Origin of the sequence: Pararhizobium polonicum (assembly GCF_001687365.1) — a bacterium.
GTDB lineage: Bacteria > Pseudomonadota > Alphaproteobacteria > Rhizobiales > Rhizobiaceae > Pararhizobium > Pararhizobium polonicum.
In genome coordinates this window covers 233,476-250,897 of sequence record NZ_LGLV01000008.1, presented here as the reverse complement: position 1 = coordinate 250,897, position 17,422 = coordinate 233,476, and the positions used below count along the sequence as shown (strand labels likewise).

Sequence of the window (17,422 nt, the reverse complement as noted above, 5' to 3'; positions counted from 1 at the left end):
GTCAGGACTGGGAAACCTTGAGCTTCGGCCGATGATCGCCGGCAATGGTTTCGCCGAAGGGGCCGGTGTTGGCACTGGCCGTATGGGCCTTGACCGGGTGGTTCAGCGGCAGGTTCGGCAACACGAGTTCGCCGAAACGGTAGGCTTCTTCCAGATGCGGATAACCGGAGAAGATGAAGGTATCGATGCCGATCTGCCGGTATTCGTCGATGCGGGCCTTGACCTGATCGGGGTCGCCGACAAGCGCGGTGCCCGCGCCGCCACGAACGAGGCCGACGCCGGCCCACAGGTTCGGGCTGATTTCCAGCTTGTCCTTGCGGCCGCCATGCAGCTTGCTCATCCGGCTCTGGCCGACGGAATCCATCCGCGAGAAAACCTTCTGGGCCGCCGCGATCGTGTCTTCGTCGACATATTTGATCAATTCGTCAGCCGCGGTCCAGGCCTCCTTGGCCGTTTCACGGACGATGACGTGGAGACGAATGCCGAAGGTGACCTCGCGGCCTTCCGCCGCTGCCAGGGCCTTCACCTCGGCAACCTTCTTCTCGACATCCTCGGGCGGCTCGCCCCAGGTCAGATATTTGTCGATCGTGCGGGCGGCGACCTGCTGGCCGATACCGGACGAGCCGCCAAAATAGAGCGGCGGATGCGGATCCTGGAACGGCTTGAACAGAAGTTTCGCGTCCTCGATGTCGAAATGCTTGGTTTTGACGGTCACGTCTTCGCCGCGCAGAACCGCCTTGTAGATATTGAGGAATTCCTCGGTGACCTCGTAGCGCTCCTCGTGGGAAGAGTGAATGCCATCGCCCTTGTTCTCGATCGGGTCACCGCCGGTAACGACGTTGATGAGGAGACGGCCGTTGGAAATCCGGTCGAGTGTCGCGGTCATGCGGGCAGCCAGCGTCGGGCTGAGCAGGCCGGGGCGAACGGCGACCAGATAGCGCAGTTTTTCGGTGAGCGGCGCCAGCGCAGACGCGACGATCCAGCTGTCTTCACAGCTGCGCCCCGTCGGGATCAGCACCCCGTAATAGCCGAGCGTATCGGCCGCCTGGGCAACCTGCTTCAGATAATTGAGGTCGACATTGCGGCCGCCGATCGATGTGCCGAGATAGCGGCTGTCCCCATGGGTCGGCAGGAACCAGAGAACGTCGATCTTTTCCGGAACGGTGCTCATGTACGATAGTCTCCAGCGTGTGCGAATACAGAATGGCTTTACCCTGTAGTTTTTCCGGGAATGGCCGCGACTGCAAAATAATTATATCTATAAATTTTATCGGCTACGGAAAATCCGTTCGCATTGCATGCCTTCTTGAGGCGTTACGCCCGCAAAGCAGCCAGCCTGCGTTTCAGCTGTGGAAACAGCGGGAGCGATGGCGGCTTCGAGGCCGCAATCTGGAGGCGATTCCGTGGACCTCTGGTTAGCCCGCCTGCAGTTGCGGCCGGGCTCTCGCATCGATCAGTGCTGCGGCGGCATAGGTCTGCGTGACGATCTCGGGGACGAGGTCGATATCGGGAAGCGAACCGAGACCGAGGGGACCAATGGCAAACAGGGCGACCGGCCGCCCCCTCTGGGTCAGAAGCTCGCCGGCCGGATTGACAGCCAGACCGAGATCAAGCTCGTCGGTGGTCGCAAGACCGGCGGACAGAAGATCCGTAACCACCGGATCCTTCAGGTCCGGCGACAGGCATCGGCAGTCAATAACCTCATCGACAGCAAAATGCTCCCCGGCCGTTTGACCCGCCCAGCGCACGAAAAGCCCATCCGGCAGGCGCTTGAGCGTGGTGCCCCGCCTCATCTCGGTCATGCCACCGGCCAGCTCGCGTTCAAGCCTTGCATGAACGTCCGCCGGCAGCCGGTTGCGATGGCTGTCATAGATGGCTCTCAGATGCCGATTGAACTGCCGCTTTTCGCTCGGCGGCAAAGATGCCCAAAGCGTGCGGGCGCGTTTGCGCAGGCCGTTCATGGCGGCCTGCCAGCTCCAGCCGTTTTCTTCCGCCTCCGCGCAGGCCTTGCGAACGAAACGGACGATATTGCGAAGCTGCGACGGCATCGGCTGGGACGGAAAAACCGCATCTGCCGGCATGCGCGTATGCGGTTGCGGCAGGAACCCGCGGCGCGAGAGGATCGTGATGCGTCCGGTGAAACCCCCGTCGCGCAATTGAAGAACCTGATCAACGGCACGCAACCCGTTGCCCATGACGACGACATGTCTCGGTGCATCCCCGCGTTCCTGCAACGCCGCTTCCAGACCTTGCGCTGCCGTCTCCAACGGTGCTTTCAACCCGTAGCCGGTGGCCAGCACGACCGTGTCGTAGGTCGCTTCGCTGCCATCCGCCAATCCAAGCGTGAACAGGCCATTGTCATGGCGGCGGATACCGGTGATGCCTTCGTTGGACATCTGCACGCTGACGTCCGTGCGCTGGGCGAGCGCTTCGGAAAAGCGCTGATAGACGTAGTCGCTGAACGTCGCCTTCGGGACGAAAATCTGGCCGAAACCCGGGATAGCAGCCGATACCGCCTCGCGGAAGGGAGCATTGGCCTGCAGCCAGCGGGTAAAATCCTTCGGCTCGCCGGTCGAGACGGACAGGTCGCGGGCGCGGCTGTTGAGGATTTCGGTCGCGCGCGCCGTTGCCAAAGCCTGGCCGCCACTGACGATCGGCCGCGGGTCGAACATGCGCAGCCGGAATGGCTGACTGACCGATTTCAGAAGGGCGATGGCCATCATCAACCCGGAAAAGCCACGGCCGACGATGGCGATCTGCAAGGGTTGGTCGCCGTGGGGACTGAAGGGCGACGAAAGACCGTGAACCGTCATATCATTTCCTCCCCGCATCATGCGGCTGGATGGTTGAACCTTGGCACTGTCACTCAAACGCCAGTTCATAAATATACGGCATACTCTATGTATTCTATAATTTTAACCACGGAGACCCCCGGGGTGCAAGTCGTTTTCACGCACTGTTAATTTTTGATATGTTTCCGTTACTTAAAGGCCGGGTTGCCATCCAGATCCGTCCAGCAGCGAGGCAGCAAGCAGATCCTCCACCATCCGAAGGCTCGATGCAAAGCGATGCAGTGATAGACCGGATCACAATGAGCCTGGCCCATGCCCGCTCATCTCAAGATTCCGCATATGGCCGTTCACTTAACGATGCCATTTAACGTTACAGTACCTCAAACCTGCGAAATTGCATATCTGAGTGAAAGGACACCTGCTATGGTGCCCTGAGGCAGTCAAATGGGTTTGTTGGCTCAATCGACCTCTGAGAGGGATGTCATGGCGGGACGTGCAAGTATAGCGTCTATGTTCTCGGTCATTGCGGCGACTTCCGTCTCTGGAAGCGCACAGGCTGGCGACCTCACGGATTCGACAACTGGCAACGCAAAAACGCCCGGCTGGATCATTACGATCGGCGGCGGCTCCGAATATGGGCCGTCCTATGAAGGTTCGTCCCACAACACCTTTACATTCGTACCCTCGTTCGATCTGCGGCGGACCGATGAAAAAGCGGACCTGAGCGCACCGGACGATAATATCGATTATTCGCTGTTCACCTTGGGCGGGATCGAGTTTGGACCGGTCGTCGGCTTCAGGAGCGGCCGCGCGCAATCGGATAGCCGCGCCCTGCGGGACATTCACCCGATCGACTGGAGTGTGGATGCCGGGGCCTATGCGCAATATTGGCCGATCGAGGATCAGTTCCGGCTGAGGCTGGAGGCGCGGCAGAGCCTGCGGAAAAATGACGGTTTCGTCGCGGATTTTGCAGCGGACTGGTTCACGCCGGTCGGCGATAACCTCATGATCTCCGCGGGGCCACGCGCCGCGTTTGCAGACTCGACCTATATGAGCAACAGTTTTGGAATTTCTGCGACCGAGAGCGCGGCGAGCGGCCTGGACGCGTTCGACCCGAAAGCCGGCTTCAAGTCTGTCGGGTTTGCCGTCGGCGTCACCTATCAGATCTCGGATACGACGAGCCTGCAGGTCTATAACAAGTTCGAGAGGCTCGTCGGCGATGCCGCCAACAGCCCGATTGTCAGCAACATCGGATCAAACACCCAAAACACCATCGGCATCGTGCTGACCCGGTCCTTCACGCTGAATTTCTGACCGTCTCCACAGGAACGGGTGAGCGCTATTGCACGCTCCGTTCGTCGGCGCCGATATAATTGCGCCCGACCGGAACGGCATCGTTGCGCTTGGCAAGCTGGATCTGGAACACCACGAGGTCTTCATAGCGAAACGCCGCTTCAGCCGCCGACAGGTAGAATTCCCACATCCGGCAGAAGCGTTCGTCATACAGCTGTCTCGCAGTCTCGCGATTGGCCATGAAGCGATCGCGCCAGTTCTTCAGTGTCCAGGCATAGTGCAGCCGCAACACCTCCACATCCGTCACGATAAGCCCGGCCTTTTCGATCTGCGGAATGATTTCGGAGAGAGACGGAACATAACCGCCGGGGAAGATATATTTGTCCAGCCAGGGCGTCGTGAATCCGGGGGTGGATGAGCAGCCGATCGTATGCAGAACCATGACGCCGTCATCGGCAAGCAGCCTGTTGCAGGTGTTGAAGAACGCGCCATAGGAGGCAACGCCGACATGCTCGAACATGCCCACCGAAACGATCCGGTCGAACTGCCCGCCAAGATCGCGATAATCCTGGAGCTGAAACGAGACATTGCCGTTCATGCCGGCGGGCGACGCCTGCGCATAGGCCAGTTGCTCCTCCGACAGGGTGATGCCCAGCACGGCGCCGCTGTGAACGCGGGCACCGATATGGTGTGCCAGCCCTCCCCAGCCGCAGCCGATATCGAGAACGCGGTGCTCGGGTGCAAGCAGAAGCTTGGCGGCGAGATGGCGCTTCTTTGCCAGCTGCGCATCATCGAGGCTTTGGCCGGCATCGTCGAAATAGGCACAGGAATATTGCCGGTCGGCATCGAGAAACAGAGCATAAAGCCGGCCGTCAAGATCGTAGTGATGCGCGACGTTGAGTTTTGAGCGGCTGCGCATGTTGGGCAGCGTGAGCTTGCGAAACCGGGCGCGCAAACCATCGATGATCCGCGCCGGCAAAGGATGCGTCTTGTTCTGCGCCTCGCGCAGGATCAGCGCGATGAAATCGTAGATCGTTCCCTGCTCGACGATGAAGCGGCCCTCCATGTAGAGCTCCCCGAGCTTCATGTCGGTATCGAGCAGGAAACTCCACTGGGCGAGACTGTCGGCAAACCGGACCGCCACGCGCACGCCCGTCAGGTCGCCATAGGTCAGGCGCCGGCCGCTTGCCGTGGTGATTTCGAGAAACCCGGTGGTGACGATGCGGGAAAACGCCGTCGCCAGGATCTTGTCCACGATCGTATGCCGCTTCGAATTGTCATTGGAGGCCGCGCGCGGCGAAGGCTTTTCGATGGAATAGGTCATTTGAGGACTGGGCTCGCTTTTTCAAGGCGTGTGGATTTAGCGGGAGTTGTGGCGCCGGCATGCGGCGTGCGTGTAGTCGCCGTACCGATGAACCAGACACCACAGAGGATCAGCGCGCTTCCCGGCAGCTGCAGTCCGTTGATCTCTTCGCCGAAATACAGCCAGCTCGAGGCCAGAACCAGAACGTAACTGATGGCGGAAAGGGGAAACGCCTTGGCGAGATCAAGTTCGGAAAGCACCCGCATCCAGATGAAAAACGTCACGATCTCGACGACGATTGCGGCGAGCATCCACGGCGAGCTCATCGTGTGAAGCAGCCAGTCGCCGGCCGAGCGGAAGTCGAGCGCCTGCTGCGCCGCCAGTTTGATGAAAATCTGGAAAAGCGTGTTGAGCACCGGGATCCCGATCCATATCAGCCGGTTGACGTTCATGGGGATTTGCCCGTGAAATCATCGGATGCAAGCAGCGGCGACACCAGCCGCAAAAGGCTCTGCACGACGCTGTTGCGATGCCTGAAATACATCGTGTTGGCTGTCAGCTGGCTGCCGAGCCGGACCTTGTTTTCGTAATAGGCCTGCCCGCTCTGATAGCGGCGCATGCCGTGTTCCAGGCAATAGCGCAGGTTGGTGAACCAGCTTAAAAAGTAAAGATTGTGGACGCGGCCCAGCTCGCTATCCATGCAGAAGAATTTGTCGATCAGTGTCTGATCGTCATGCACGAGAATATTGGCCGCCAGCAGCGTATTATCGGCGAAATAGAGCGTGCAGAACGATCGGCCCTTCATGCTCTTCAATATCCCGGTGAAGTAGTCCGGCGTCAGCGCCTCGAACTGCCATTCGCTGCGCTCACGCGTCTCTTGATAGAGAGCCATGACGCGCGGCAACAGATCGCCAAGGTCGGTCCGGGTCTCAACGGTGATATCGGCAAGGGACTTGAGTTTGCGCCGCATGTCCTTGCGGGTTCCGGACGACAGGCGGTTCATGTAGGTGTCGATCGTATCGAAGTCGATATCGAGCCAGGCCGTCGGCAGACCGGGCATGGCGGCAAAGCCCTGCTGTTCGAATGCGGCCTTGAATTGCAGCGCGTGATGTTGCGGAACATCCTTGACGCCGCGCAGGGCGCAGCCGCGCGTCCCCGCATAGTGCTGGAATTCGCGCAGGAGCCGGTCGAACAGCGCCGGCCTGCTTTCGGCCCGCACATCCGGATGAAAGCCGGGCGTGCCGGTTTCAGTGCACGGAGAACCGAGGCAGGCCAGTTTCAGCTTGAGTAAACCCGGAAAATACCGCCTGACCCGCTGGACGAACCGCCGCAGCGCACCGTCCTCCAAGGTGGTTTCAAGCGGGTAATCGGTGATGAAGGCCGGCATCGCCGCAATCGTTCGTCCATCCTGGACTAGGGTGATGTAGCACCAGGAAAATCCCTCGATCCCGGCTTCCTCGATCGCCAGAAGACAATCGTAGCCTTCGACTTCGCCCGCGAAGCAGGCATCCCAGGCATCCCTGCCAATCCTGCGGATCGAGGTTTCGATCCGAACCTGTAGCCCGAATGGCGCCCCCTCAATCACGGGAACACCGACGGGCAACTCTTTAGATACGGTCTGGAACATTGTTCGCCTCGAAGTAGCCGGCCGTCGCATCGGCAACATATTTGTGCTGCCGGTCGACATGGATCATGTGGTAGCTGTCTTCGATCCAGTGCAGCTCGTTGGGTGCACCGATGTGATCGGTGATGTAGCGGGCGTGATCCGGGCTGCTGAGGTCGTCTTCGCGGGCATGCAAGATCAATGTCGGCGTGCGCATGTTCGGCAGCTCGTCCTTCAGGGCATTTCCCAGCCGGTACATCTCGACAAGGCCTTTGCCGGGGAATTTTTCGATGACGCCCTCACCCGACATGTTCTCCATCATCCGGCGCATCCGCTGATCCTTGATGCCGAGCGAGGAGGTCTCGCTGAAATTCAGCCGGTCGAGAAACGGAATGCGCGACAGCCAGTTGATGTGGCGCGACAGCAGCGGGTAATAAAACGGGACATTCCAGCCGTCGTAGAGGAAGCAGGGCGAATAGATCGCCACGGCGTTGAACGTTCCCGGCCTCTGGTGGGCCGCAAACAGCGCCAGCTTGCCGCCAACGCAGATGCCCGCCGCAAACATAGTGCGTGTATGTTCCGCCAGCTGATCGGCGGCCTGATGAACGCTGGCCAGCCAATCGCGCCACGAGGTTTTCCGTAATGTTGCCGCGTCGCTTCCGTGGCCTGCCAATAGCGGCACATAGACACTATAGCCCTTGCGGTTCAGCTGACGCGCGACAAGGCGCATTTCGGCGGGTGCTCCCGTCAGCCCGTGCACGAGCAGAACACCCATGCCATTGGTGCCTTCCATGAAGTAACCAAGCCTGTCAGTGATCTGCATTTTGCGTGTCCAGTTCACGATTTTCCTTGGCCATGAAGCCGAGGGCATGGCAGGTGCTGATGACATGCACGCCCGCCTCTTCCTGCTGAACGGCAATCTGATCGTGGAATGTGCGAAGCTGGGTCCAGTGGGTGCGCGGACGGTAGTGATGTTCCGCGTGATAGCCGTTGCCGAACCACAGCCAGTTGTAGAAGCGGTTATGGCTGCTCACACCCCAGGCGATCGGCTCTTCGGGATCGCCGTGCAGATGTTCGTAGTAGCCGTTGAGCGACGACAGGCAATTGCCGAGATAATAGAACGGCGCAAAGAACAGCACGGCCCGCCAATCGTAAACCAGCGCCAGCCCGACAACGCCTATGAATGCGTAGAGCTCGAAGCGGCCCCATTTGGCATCGAAAGGCCGGGTCCGCGCAATACGCTTATGGATATCGCCGATATCGTCGCGGAAGAAGCTGAGGAAGGTGTATGACCAGACGTTTTCCGGCTCGCCGTTTTTCCCATGCCGGTAGATCGACAGCCAATCGACCGTCTCGCCCTTTTCGTTGGGACGGTCGCTGTTACCGGAATGATGGCGCATGTGAATCCAGTGGTAGTAGCTCTGCGAAAAGCCGATCGTGATGGATTCCAGCAGGCTGAAGGCATAATTCAGCGGCTTTGCCGAGAAGTACGGCGTGTGGATGAAGTTGTGCGAGATGCTGTTGATGTTCCAGGAAATGGAAACGGCGTAGATGCACCCCAACAGCGCCGACAGCCAAAGCGGCCGGCTGTGAAATCCAGCAATGAGATAGACGTTGAAAAACAGGTGAGCGAATGCGGCGACGACCGGTGCGCCATCCCACTTTGTATAGGCGAAGAGTTTCATAGTCCTGTAGCTCCCACACATGCGACACCTGCGGTGATGAGAAACACGCCAGCAGCATGCCGATAGTTGATGTGTTCTTTGAAAAAGCATGCCCCGGCGATCACGATGACGGCGTAGCTCAGCGCCATCATCGGAAAGGCAATGGACAGCGGCACGGTTTCGAGCACGACGGTCCAGGCGAGAAGCTCGACCGCCCAGAAGACGATGCCGATCCACGTGATAGGCTTGATGATGGCCCGGGCGAGGGTCGTATCGTTGGCGGCCTGCTTGAAGCAGACCTCCCGCACCATTTCGGCAAGGATGCAAAACCCGATCAGGGCCAGAAGCGGCAGGGTCAGGGAACCGCTCATTGCATGATCTCCGAGAGAACCGCGAGCAGCGTGTGATTGGCCGCACTGTTGATGTTCGTCGCCAGCCGCAGATCGGATGGCCGGCCGGGTTGATCCATCAGGATTTCGGCGCGTTTGGCGACCTGCATCCACAGGGTGCCCGCGTAAGCAGGCGTCGAATAATCGCCGGTGACATCGGCGCCGACGATGCGGTGCCGCGTGCCGATCTCGGTAATCAACGACAGCAGATAGGGCAGCCGCATCCGGCCCTGATCCCAATTGGTGACCGCGTCGTCCAGGGCAAGCACGTCCTTGTCGATGGTCAGGTAGACGGCATCCGTCTCGATCCGCGACAGCAACCGGTCGATGAAGTTCTGTTCGCCGATAGCGCTGATGGTGTTCCACCACAGCGCGCCTGTGTCCTGCCGGTAGCTGGCGCCCGAGCCGTATTGTTTTTTCACCCGGCTGGGCGGATGATCGTAGGGAAAAAGCTCCAGATCGCCGCTGCTGAGCAGCGAAAGATTGGCGCCCTTCCATTCCGGCTTGTGCAGATCGCTGCTGCAAACGCCGACGGTGATGACCTTGTGGACGAGCGGGTTCCGGACGGCGCGATTGACCCAGGATCCGCAATGCATGCCGCCGTTGAAATGCACCCAGTCCGGGTGATTGTCGAAATGGATCACGGTGACCGGCTTTTCGTCCTTCGCCAGCGCCACCTCCAGCAGAAGCGCCGTCACGTGATGAAAATCGCCGGATCCCATGAAGCAGAGATGGGCATCCTTTCTGCCGCGCAGCATCGCCCGCGCCAGCCGGTCCGCAACCGTGTTCAGGCTCTTCTGCTTGCCCCACAGGCGGATCGCGCGGCCGTCCTCCTCGGCCTGTATTTCGCCCGCGCCGGCGTTCAGGCAAGCGCGGGTGAAATCAGGCTGCAACTCCAGCGCATCATCGAGGTGAAGAAGGAGGAGTTGCATCAGCCTATCGCTTCGAAGCGCGCACCAGGAGTTGATCAAGCAGCGTCAACGCCAGATCGATCTCCTCGAACGTGATCAGCAGGTTCGGTGCAAGCGTGATGACATTCTTGTGGTAGCCGCCGACGTCCAGCACCAGACCGTACATCTCCGTGCCGACCTTGAGGTCGCCCTTCATGCCTTCGTCGCACAACCAGTCCATGGTCGCCTTGTCAGGCGTGAAGCCATCTTCCGCGCAGATTTCGCACCGCAGCGCCAGGCCCAACCCATCGACATCGCCGATAATGCGATGGCGCTTCTGCAAATCTCTCAAGCCATCGAGGAAATAGGCGCCCTTCTCCATGATGGTGGCGCCGAAGTCGGCTTCCTCAATCATTTTCATGGTTTCGAGTGCCACGGCGGTTCCCATCGGATTGCTGGCGAAGGTGGAATGCGTGGAGCCGGGCGGGAAGATACCAGGATTGATCAGCTCTTCCCTTGCCCAGACGCCGGACAGCGGATTGAGACCGTTGGTGATCGCCTTGCCGAACACCAACACGTCGGGGTTGACGCCGAAATGTTCGATGGACCACAATTTTCCGGTGCGATAGACGCCCATCTGAATCTCGTCGACCACCATCAGGATGCCGTGCTGATCCAGAACCTGTTTCAGCTCCTTGAAGAAATTCATCGGCGGAATGACGTAGCCGCCGGTTCCCTGAATGGGCTCGACATAGAAGGCCGCGAACTCGGCCTTGCCGGCCTTGGGATCCCAGACGCCGTTATATTCGCTCTCGAACAGGCGGGCGAATTTCTGCACGCATTGATGACCGTACTCCTCCTTGCTCATGCCCTTGGGGCCACGGAAGTGATAGGGGAACTCGATGAACTGCGCACGATCGCCGAAATGCCCGTACCGGCGGCGATAGCGATAGCTGGAGGTGATCGACGAGGCGCCGAGCGTGCGCCCGTGATAGCCACCTTCGAACGCGAACATCAGGCTCTTGCCGCCCGAATAATTGCGCACCAGCTTCAGGGAATCCTCGATGGCCTGCGAGCCGCCGACATTGAAATGGACGCGCCCCTTGGAGCCGAATTTACGCTCGGCATCCTGTGCGATCAGCGCGGCAAGCTCGACTTTTTCGCGGTGCAGATACTGCGATGCCACTTGCGGCAGCGTATCAAGCTGACGATGGGCAACGGCGTTGAGACGCGGATTGCGGTAACCGAAATTGACCGCCGAATACCACATCTGCAGGTCAAGAAACGGCGTGCCCTTGCTGTCGTAGAGATAGGAGCCCTCACAGGTCTCGAAAAAATTCGGCTGGTGGGCGTAGTGAACCGTATCGCCATGGGAGCAATAGGTATCTTCGAGCTGGCGCAATTCAGTTTCCGAATGCGGCAAGGGTGAAGCGATGTCGGATAGCTTGATCGGTCTATGCGTGTTCATTCAGTTTCTCACTTGTTTATGCGGCAACGTGACGGGGAGTTTTGAAGGCCTTGCCTCTGAGGGCAGGCAGGACGCTCACCAGGCTTTCGGTCAGATCGGAGAAGGTCTGGTAGGCGATGAAGGGGATATTCCGATCGGCGCAATGGTCGGCAAGGCTTGCCTTGGCGAAGACCAGTTCCGGCTTGTCGGACACACAGAAGTCCGAGCGGCCGTCGCCGATATAGACACGCAGATCGTCCGGCATCAGTGACCGGCATTTGCACACGCCGGACGCCGCCAGACAATTCTGGTCGGCATAGGGCGATGTCAGCGTGTAAGACTGGCGGCCGTCCTCGTCCTTGATGGTCAGCCGGTTGGCGATGACAGGCAAATGTCCAAGACCGTGCCGCGACAGAATACTCCGGATGAAGTAATCGACGCCGTCACTGACGATGGTGAGCGGAATATTGCGGATGTCGCAGAGCGCGGCGAACGATACGAAGCCGGGATCGATGAGGACATCCCGAAGGGCAGTGTCCAGATCCTGTTGCGTTGCTTCGATCAGGGCGATCTGGCGGCGCATACACTCGCCCGAACCGATCTCGCCGCGATTCCATTGTTCTTCGAGAAGCTCCCATTTCGGGTCGGCCAATCGCTCCAGGACGAGATCCGTTGCATCTTCAACAGAAATCGTTCCATCGAAATCACAGTACACATGCATTCAGTCATACCTCGGCATTCGTATGCGAGGGTTCTAACAGCCGTGCCTGAGTGCAAGATTATGCCAAAATGAAGGGAAACTGAAATCGCACGAATGTGGCGACTGCGTAATTCCTTAAATCGGAATCGGTTCAAGAATGCAGTTATGCAGCGGATCTATAGTGTTACGTCGAACTTCAGTGCGTCATGCATGCCGCACATCATCATAATATCCGGATTTATACTTTTGGCATCACGACATCGACCCTTAATCCTCTTCCGGAATCAGGGACATTGAGCGCGATGCTGGCGGAAAGCCGGGAAATGATATCCGATACGATCGCCAATCCCAGGCCTGAGCCTTCGACCTGGGGAGTATCGACACGGTAAAAGCGCTGGAACACGGCGTCGCGATGCTGCGTGGCGATGCCGGGGCCGCTATCGGCGATCGACAGCCGCCAGTTTTCTGCCTCGGCCTCGATCGTTACCTCGATCGTCCCGCCGGCGGGGGTATATTTGATCGCATTGTCGATGAGATTGTTCACCATCAAGCGCAGCAGCGGTTCATCGGCATTGACCTGCGCATCGGTATCGCCACGCAAAGAGACATCCAGCTTCTTCAGATTGATGATGTTGCCCAGCTCCGCAATCACTGCGGCGACGGTCTGGTAGAGCGGTACGTTTTTCATTTCCACGGGCTGATAGCTGACGCGGGCGGCGCGCAGCAGCTGCTCAATCAAATGCATCGCCTTGTCATTGCTCACCATCAGGTCGCACAAGATGGCCCGGCGCTCCTCTTCGGTCTCGGCAGTGGCCAACATCTGGATCAGCAGTCTGACGCCCGCCTGCGGTGTCCGCAATTGATGAGCGGCATGATCGGCGAACCGCCGTTCCGCCGTCAGCGACCGGTCGAGCTTGTTGAGAAGCTGGTTGATCGACCGGCCGAGCGGGAAAAGGTCGCGCGGCAACGCGCCGATCGGAATGCTGGAAAGATCATCCGGCGAACGGCTGCGAATTTGGCTGACCAGTCCATGAATGGCGCTGAGGCCGCTCTGGATGCCGAACCAGATCAGCAGGGCCAGAAGCGGGAATAAAATTACCAGCGGAAAGGAGAGATTGAGAAGAATGTTGGAAACCAGGGTTTTGCGCAGCTCGAGCTTTTCGCCAACCTCCATGACGATCGTCGTGCGCGGAATCGGAAGGGCGTAGACCCGCCAATCCTCGCCGTCATACTGGATGTTGGTGAAGCCGGCTCTCTGCACCGGTACGGTTTGAGGAAATGCCGTGCTTGAGAAGACGCTGATCTGCCCGTCTTTCCAGGCCCGGAACATATGCGCTTCCGCATAGTCATCGGCATCCTCGTTCATTGCCAGCTGGTTGCCCATTTCCAGATCGATGTCGTTGACCTGCTTCGACTTGCGCGGACCCGGCTTTTCGACTTCATGCTCCAGCAGCGTCCAGAGAACATTGGCATCGTTGATCAGCTGCGCATCGTAGATATTGTTGATCTCGCGCGTGGCGCTGCGAAACGCAAGCGCGCCGATCACGGCAATCGTAATCAGGATGGTCGGCGCAATTCTGAAAAAAAGTTTCCGTGCAAGCGTTGGCTGGATCATAGCTCGACCATGTATCCGACACCGCGAATGGACTTGATAAAATCGCTGCCGAGTTTCTTTCGCAGATTGTAGATCACCACTTCCGTCGTATTGCTCTCCACCGCATTGTCGGCACTGTAAAGCGCGTATTCGATATCGCTTTTTGTCACGTATTTGCCGGCCCGTTCCATCAGAAGCTTGAGCATCTGGAACTCCTTGGCCGTCATCGTCACCTGTCCCGCCGGTCCGCGCACGACCCTGGCGGCAGGATCCACCTCGACAGGCCCGCTTCGCAACACGACATCGCTGCGCCCCTCTCTTCTCCGGATCAGCGCACGCAGCCGCGCCAGAAGCTCGTCGAGATCAAACGGCTTGATCAGATAGTCGTCGGCACCGCTATCAAGCCCGCCAACCTTTTGCGCGGGCGTATCGCGGGCCGTCAGGAGCAGGATCGGAACCATGTTCTTTTGCTTGCGCACCGCCTTGACCACCTCGATACCATCGAGTTTCGGCAGGTTGACATCCAGGATGGCGACACTGAAGCTCAGGTCCTGAAGGGCGGCCAGCCCGGCCTCCCCGTCCTGCACCCAATCCACGCCATAGGCGTGCTTCTCCAAAGCCCTTTTCAGCGACGAGCCAAGGATCGCATCGTCTTCAACGAGCAGAAGGCGCATGTTTTTGCTTACCCTTTTCCTGAAACAACGTTTTCAAACCCGGCAAAAACCTCCGCGCGTTTTTCCTTAAACGACAGCATCTCGGTTTTTTCCGGGCAGAACCACCGGCTATGGTTGCAGGAAAATCTATCGATGGCGAGTGCCGGGCGCCATCCCGCGATGTCCGGTTATGCCAGCCCGTGCTGTGACACACGGACACATCCTGTTTGATTGGCACGTTTATCGGCGCCGGGAAAACCAGCGCTGCGGGTTCAAGCGCGCCGGAAGCCTTTTATTCTGCAGGAGAAAGGCGGTCTTTCAAATAGCTGAAGCTGCGTCTTGCGATGTCATGCGGATCGATGCCGCGGGATCCGAAACCGGTCTCGACCGTGAACAGGCCTTGATAGCCGGATCTCTGAAGTGCCCGCAGCAGGCTGTCCCAATCCATGTCGCCGTCGCCGATGGCCTTGCGGTCCGTATCGGCGGCATGAAGATGAACAAGGTCCGCACCCATCTCGTCCACATAGCTTGCCAGTGATTTGCCCTCATAGGCGACATGGCAGGTATCGAACATCAGCTTGACGTTTTCCCCTTCGCTCTCGTGCATCATCCGCCGCGCATCGGCGGCAGTATCGATGAGGTTGGTATCGGCGGTCGTCGGTTCGATGGCGATGGTGATGTTGCGATCGGCCGCGTGCGTCGCGATGGACCGCAGGCAATCCAGGCTGTGCGCCCAGCCGTCCTCATAGGGCATGCCCTCCGCCCGCCAGCCGCCGATATACAGCACCATGCCGGCGCCGAGGTCCGATGCCAGATCGACGATTTCCTTATAGTGCTCGATGGTCGCCTGCCGTTCGGCTCTTAGCACCGAGCACGGGTTGCAGCCGAAGCCGCCGCCGATGGCAGGCAGCAGGCTGGATATGGCAATGCCCTCGCCCGCCGCGATCGCCCTGATCTCGCCACGCCGCGCGCGCGACAATTGCTGCGGCCAGGCGTGCGGTGCACAGCAGCCGATCTCCACGGCATCATAGCCGATCGCGGCGAGAGAACGGATCGCATCCTCCAGCGGATAGGTCGGCAGAAAGGTGGGAAAGCTGCTGAACGGGAACGTATTGAAGGCGAGTTTCATGGCATGCAGCTCCAGGGTGCGGGAATGCCGCACCGGCAGATGAAGAAGGACGGGAGGAATCAGGCGGCGAGCGGCGGGGCGAGCGCGCCCGTCATGATCGCCACGGCATCGGACATCGAGAAGTCCTTTGGCCGGATGACCGCGGCACGCTTGCCCAGCCGGTGGATGTGAATGCGATCCGCGACCTCGAAGACATGCGGCATGTTGTGGCTGATGAGAACGATCGGAACGCCGCGTGCGCGCACCTTGAGGATCAGGTCGAGAACCTTGCGCGATTCCTTGACGCCGAGGGCCGCGGTCGGCTCGTCCATGATGATCACCTTGCTGCCGAAGGCGGCGGCGCGGGCAACGGCCACCCCCTGACGCTGGCCGCCCGACAGTGTTTCGACCGGCTGCTGGATATTCTGGATCGTCAGCAGGCCGAGTTCCGAAAGCTTCTTGCGGGCGATAGCGTCCATGGCCTTTCGATCCAGCTGATGAAACAGTTTTCCCAGGATGTTGGAGCTGTAGATCTCCCGGCCCAGAAACATGTTGTCGCTGATCGACAGGGCCGGTGAGAGCGCCAAAGTCTGGTAGACCGTCTCGATTCCGGCGTGGCGCGCTTCGATCGGCGAGGCGAAGGATACCAGTTCTCCGTCCAGGCGGATCTCGCCGGCATCCGGACGGATGGCACCCGACAATGCCTTGATCAGGCTGGACTTGCCGGCACCGTTGTCGCCGATCACCCCGAGAATTTCACCGGGCATGAGGTCGAATTCGGCGTTGTCGATGGCGACGACGCGGCCATAACGCTTGACGAGACCCCGGGCGCTGAGAGCGGGAATGATGGAGGCGGTCATGCCGATACCTTTCTGATCCATTGGTCGACGGCGACGGCGATAATGATCAGCCAGCCGATCGCAAAGAGTTGCCACAGGACATCGACGCCGGCGATACGCAGCCCCGACTGGAAGACGCCGACGATCAGCGCCCCGATGAGCGGGCCGAGGATGGAACCGCGGCCACCGAACAGGGAGATGCCGCCAATCACCACCGCCGTGATCGATTGCAGGTTGCCCTCGAAGAAACTAGTGGGGGACACTGCGCCGACGCGACCGATGGCCGACCAGCCGGCGATGGCGCAGATGAGGCCCGCGACGGAATAGACGGAGATGAGAACGCGATCGGTGCGGATGCCGGCCAGCTCCGCCGCCTCCTTGTCGTCGCCGACCGCATAGATATGCCGCCCCCAGGCGGTCCGGGTCAGGGCGTACCAGAGGATGACGAAGACGAGGACGAGCAGGAACGACCCGTAGCTGATCTGGGTGCCGAACAGCGTAATGTTCTGGCCGAAGAATTTGAGAATGGGAGCCGCTGTATCGATCTCGCTGCCGCGGATCGATTGCGCGCCGGAAAGATAGAGATTGAGCGCATAGAAGACGTTCCAGGTGCCCAGTGTCGCGATGAACGGCGGCAGCTTGACGCGCGTCACCAGAAAGCCGTTGAGAAACCCGATCGCCGTGCCGCAGACAAAGGATATCAACAACGACAGCGGCGCATTGAAGCCCAGCTTCACCGCGAGCTGTCCCGCGATCACCGAACTCAGCACCATGATGGCGGCGACCGAGAGATCGATGCCGGCGGTGAGGATGATCAGGCTCTGCGCCACTGCGAGCACGCCGATGATCGAAACCTGCTGGACGATCAGTGACATGTTGTAGGGTGAGAAGAATTTCGATCCGGCAAAGAGCCCGAAACCGATCAGGGACAGGACCAGAACGATGAGCGGAACCATCGTCGGGAAACTGTGGAGGAAACGCTGGATCCGGCCCAGGAGGCCGATGTCATCGACGTCGAAACGGGCATGGGACGCATTGGCGTCACTCAAGGCCATATCACCTGCTTGGGCCGGCAGGCCCTCGAATTTGTCTGCCATGGAAAGAGCTCTCTTCATCAATCTGGATACGCGCCCCTTGCGGGGTGGGG

At 59.5% G+C, this 17,422-nt stretch carries 17 protein-coding genes; 1 reads left to right on the top strand and 16 read right to left on the bottom strand.

Features of this window, described 5'->3' with window-relative positions:
- Position 1: 1 nt before the first annotated feature.
- Positions 2-1,171: an FMNH2-dependent alkanesulfonate monooxygenase gene (ssuD, locus tag ADU59_RS14105; RefSeq protein WP_068954754.1), complete on the bottom strand. Its 1,170-nt coding sequence runs from the start codon at positions 1,169-1,171 to the stop codon at positions 2-4.
- A 244-nt stretch (positions 1,172-1,415) separates the two neighbouring features.
- Entirely contained in the window at positions 1,416-2,813 is a 1,398-nt protein-coding gene (locus ADU59_RS14100) for an FAD/NAD(P)-binding protein (protein ID WP_068954753.1), read from the bottom strand.
- 462 nt (positions 2,814-3,275) lie between these two features.
- On the opposite strand from ADU59_RS14100, the gene ADU59_RS14095 reads away from it, so the two are divergent.
- Positions 3,276-4,106: a MipA/OmpV family protein gene (locus ADU59_RS14095; protein WP_068954752.1), complete on the top strand. Its 831-nt coding sequence runs from the start codon at positions 3,276-3,278 to the stop codon at positions 4,104-4,106.
- 25 nt (positions 4,107-4,131) lie between these two features.
- Here ADU59_RS14095 and ADU59_RS14090 read toward each other — a convergent pair whose 3' ends face one another.
- From ADU59_RS14090 to ADU59_RS14025, 14 genes are all read right to left on the bottom strand, one after another.
- Complete coding sequence (locus ADU59_RS14090) at positions 4,132-5,409, bottom strand: SAM-dependent methyltransferase (protein WP_083198265.1); 1,278 nt, start codon at positions 5,407-5,409, stop codon at positions 4,132-4,134.
- A complete protein-coding gene (locus tag ADU59_RS14085; RefSeq protein ID WP_068954751.1) occupies positions 5,406-5,840 on the bottom strand; it encodes an EamA family transporter in 435 nt (144 codons plus the stop codon). Before ADU59_RS14085 ends, ADU59_RS14090 begins: the two co-directional genes overlap by 4 nt.
- Positions 5,837-7,015 carry a peptidogalycan biosysnthesis protein gene (locus ADU59_RS14080; RefSeq protein WP_083198264.1) on the bottom strand — a complete coding sequence of 393 codons (1,179 nt, stop codon included), beginning with the start codon at positions 7,013-7,015 and terminating at the stop codon, positions 5,837-5,839. Before ADU59_RS14080 ends, ADU59_RS14085 begins: the two co-directional genes overlap by 4 nt.
- Positions 6,996-7,814: an alpha/beta hydrolase gene (locus tag ADU59_RS14075; protein ID WP_068954750.1), complete on the bottom strand. Its 819-nt coding sequence runs from the start codon at positions 7,812-7,814 to the stop codon at positions 6,996-6,998. Before ADU59_RS14075 ends, ADU59_RS14080 begins: the two co-directional genes overlap by 20 nt.
- Positions 7,801-8,676, bottom strand: a complete 876-nt coding sequence (locus ADU59_RS14070; protein WP_068954749.1) for a fatty acid desaturase family protein — start codon at positions 8,674-8,676, stop codon at positions 7,801-7,803. Before ADU59_RS14070 ends, ADU59_RS14075 begins: the two co-directional genes overlap by 14 nt.
- Positions 8,673-9,026, bottom strand: coding sequence for a DMT family transporter (locus ADU59_RS14065; protein WP_068954748.1), 354 nt, complete (start codon positions 9,024-9,026; stop codon positions 8,673-8,675). The genes ADU59_RS14070 and ADU59_RS14065 overlap by 4 nt, the downstream gene beginning before the upstream one ends.
- Entirely contained in the window at positions 9,023-9,976 is a 954-nt protein-coding gene (locus tag ADU59_RS14060; protein WP_068954747.1) for an arginase family protein, read from the bottom strand. The genes ADU59_RS14065 and ADU59_RS14060 overlap by 4 nt, the downstream gene beginning before the upstream one ends.
- Before the next feature lie 4 nt (positions 9,977-9,980).
- The gene (locus ADU59_RS14055; RefSeq protein WP_068954746.1) at positions 9,981-11,402 is read right to left on the bottom strand and encodes an aspartate aminotransferase family protein; all 1,422 of its coding nucleotides are present in this window, start codon (positions 11,400-11,402) and stop codon (positions 9,981-9,983) included.
- A gap of 16 nt (positions 11,403-11,418) precedes the next feature.
- Positions 11,419-12,102: an MtnX-like HAD-IB family phosphatase gene (locus ADU59_RS14050; protein ID WP_068954745.1), complete on the bottom strand. Its 684-nt coding sequence runs from the start codon at positions 12,100-12,102 to the stop codon at positions 11,419-11,421.
- A gap of 217 nt (positions 12,103-12,319) precedes the next feature.
- Entirely contained in the window at positions 12,320-13,696 is a 1,377-nt protein-coding gene (locus ADU59_RS14045) for a sensor histidine kinase (RefSeq protein WP_068954744.1), read from the bottom strand.
- On the bottom strand, positions 13,693-14,349 hold the full coding sequence (locus tag ADU59_RS14040) for a response regulator transcription factor (protein WP_068954743.1): 657 nt from the start codon (positions 14,347-14,349) through the stop codon (positions 13,693-13,695). The genes ADU59_RS14045 and ADU59_RS14040 overlap by 4 nt, the downstream gene beginning before the upstream one ends.
- Positions 14,350-14,620: 271 nt before the next feature.
- Complete coding sequence (locus ADU59_RS14035; protein WP_068954742.1) at positions 14,621-15,457, bottom strand: sugar phosphate isomerase/epimerase family protein; 837 nt, start codon at positions 15,455-15,457, stop codon at positions 14,621-14,623.
- A 59-nt stretch (positions 15,458-15,516) separates the two neighbouring features.
- Positions 15,517-16,317 carry an ATP-binding cassette domain-containing protein gene (locus tag ADU59_RS14030; protein WP_099050827.1) on the bottom strand — a complete coding sequence of 267 codons (801 nt, stop codon included), beginning with the start codon at positions 16,315-16,317 and terminating at the stop codon, positions 15,517-15,519.
- The gene (locus ADU59_RS14025) at positions 16,293-17,372 is read right to left on the bottom strand and encodes an ABC transporter permease (RefSeq protein WP_068954740.1); all 1,080 of its coding nucleotides are present in this window, start codon (positions 17,370-17,372) and stop codon (positions 16,293-16,295) included. The genes ADU59_RS14030 and ADU59_RS14025 overlap by 25 nt, the downstream gene beginning before the upstream one ends.
- Positions 17,373-17,422 lie beyond the last annotated feature (50 nt).

Excerpts from the sequence above, each read along its gene's own strand:
- ADU59_RS14095 (WP_068954752.1), top strand. The coding sequence starts at position 3,276 with ATGGCGGGACGTGCAAGTATAGCGTCTATGTTCTCGGTCATTGCGGCG.
- ADU59_RS14060 (WP_068954747.1), bottom strand. The coding sequence starts at position 9,976 with ATGCAACTCCTCCTTCTTCACCTCGATGATGCGCTGGAGTTGCAGCCT.
- ADU59_RS14040 (WP_068954743.1), bottom strand. The coding sequence starts at position 14,349 with ATGCGCCTTCTGCTCGTTGAAGACGATGCGATCCTTGGCTCGTCGCTG.
- ADU59_RS14025 (WP_068954740.1), bottom strand. The coding sequence starts at position 17,372 with ATGGCAGACAAATTCGAGGGCCTGCCGGCCCAAGCAGGTGATATGGCC.
- ADU59_RS14075 (WP_068954750.1), bottom strand. The coding sequence starts at position 7,814 with ATGCAGATCACTGACAGGCTTGGTTACTTCATGGAAGGCACCAATGGC.
- ADU59_RS14035 (WP_068954742.1), bottom strand. The coding sequence starts at position 15,457 with ATGAAACTCGCCTTCAATACGTTCCCGTTCAGCAGCTTTCCCACCTTT.
- ADU59_RS14030 (WP_099050827.1), bottom strand. The coding sequence starts at position 16,317 with ATGGATCAGAAAGGTATCGGCATGACCGCCTCCATCATTCCCGCTCTC.
- ADU59_RS14065 (WP_068954748.1), bottom strand. The coding sequence starts at position 9,026 with ATGAGCGGTTCCCTGACCCTGCCGCTTCTGGCCCTGATCGGGTTTTGC.
- ADU59_RS14045 (WP_068954744.1), bottom strand. The coding sequence starts at position 13,696 with ATGATCCAGCCAACGCTTGCACGGAAACTTTTTTTCAGAATTGCGCCG.
- ADU59_RS14055 (WP_068954746.1), bottom strand. The coding sequence starts at position 11,402 with ATGAACACGCATAGACCGATCAAGCTATCCGACATCGCTTCACCCTTG.
- ADU59_RS14090 (WP_083198265.1), bottom strand. The coding sequence starts at position 5,409 with ATGACCTATTCCATCGAAAAGCCTTCGCCGCGCGCGGCCTCCAATGAC.
- ssuD (WP_068954754.1), bottom strand. The coding sequence starts at position 1,171 with ATGAGCACCGTTCCGGAAAAGATCGACGTTCTCTGGTTCCTGCCGACC.
- ADU59_RS14070 (WP_068954749.1), bottom strand. The coding sequence starts at position 8,676 with ATGAAACTCTTCGCCTATACAAAGTGGGATGGCGCACCGGTCGTCGCC.
- ADU59_RS14080 (WP_083198264.1), bottom strand. The coding sequence starts at position 7,015 with ATGTTCCAGACCGTATCTAAAGAGTTGCCCGTCGGTGTTCCCGTGATT.
- ADU59_RS14050 (WP_068954745.1), bottom strand. The coding sequence starts at position 12,102 with ATGCATGTGTACTGTGATTTCGATGGAACGATTTCTGTTGAAGATGCA.
- ADU59_RS14085 (WP_068954751.1), bottom strand. The coding sequence starts at position 5,840 with ATGAACGTCAACCGGCTGATATGGATCGGGATCCCGGTGCTCAACACG.
- ADU59_RS14100 (WP_068954753.1), bottom strand. The coding sequence starts at position 2,813 with ATGACGGTTCACGGTCTTTCGTCGCCCTTCAGTCCCCACGGCGACCAA.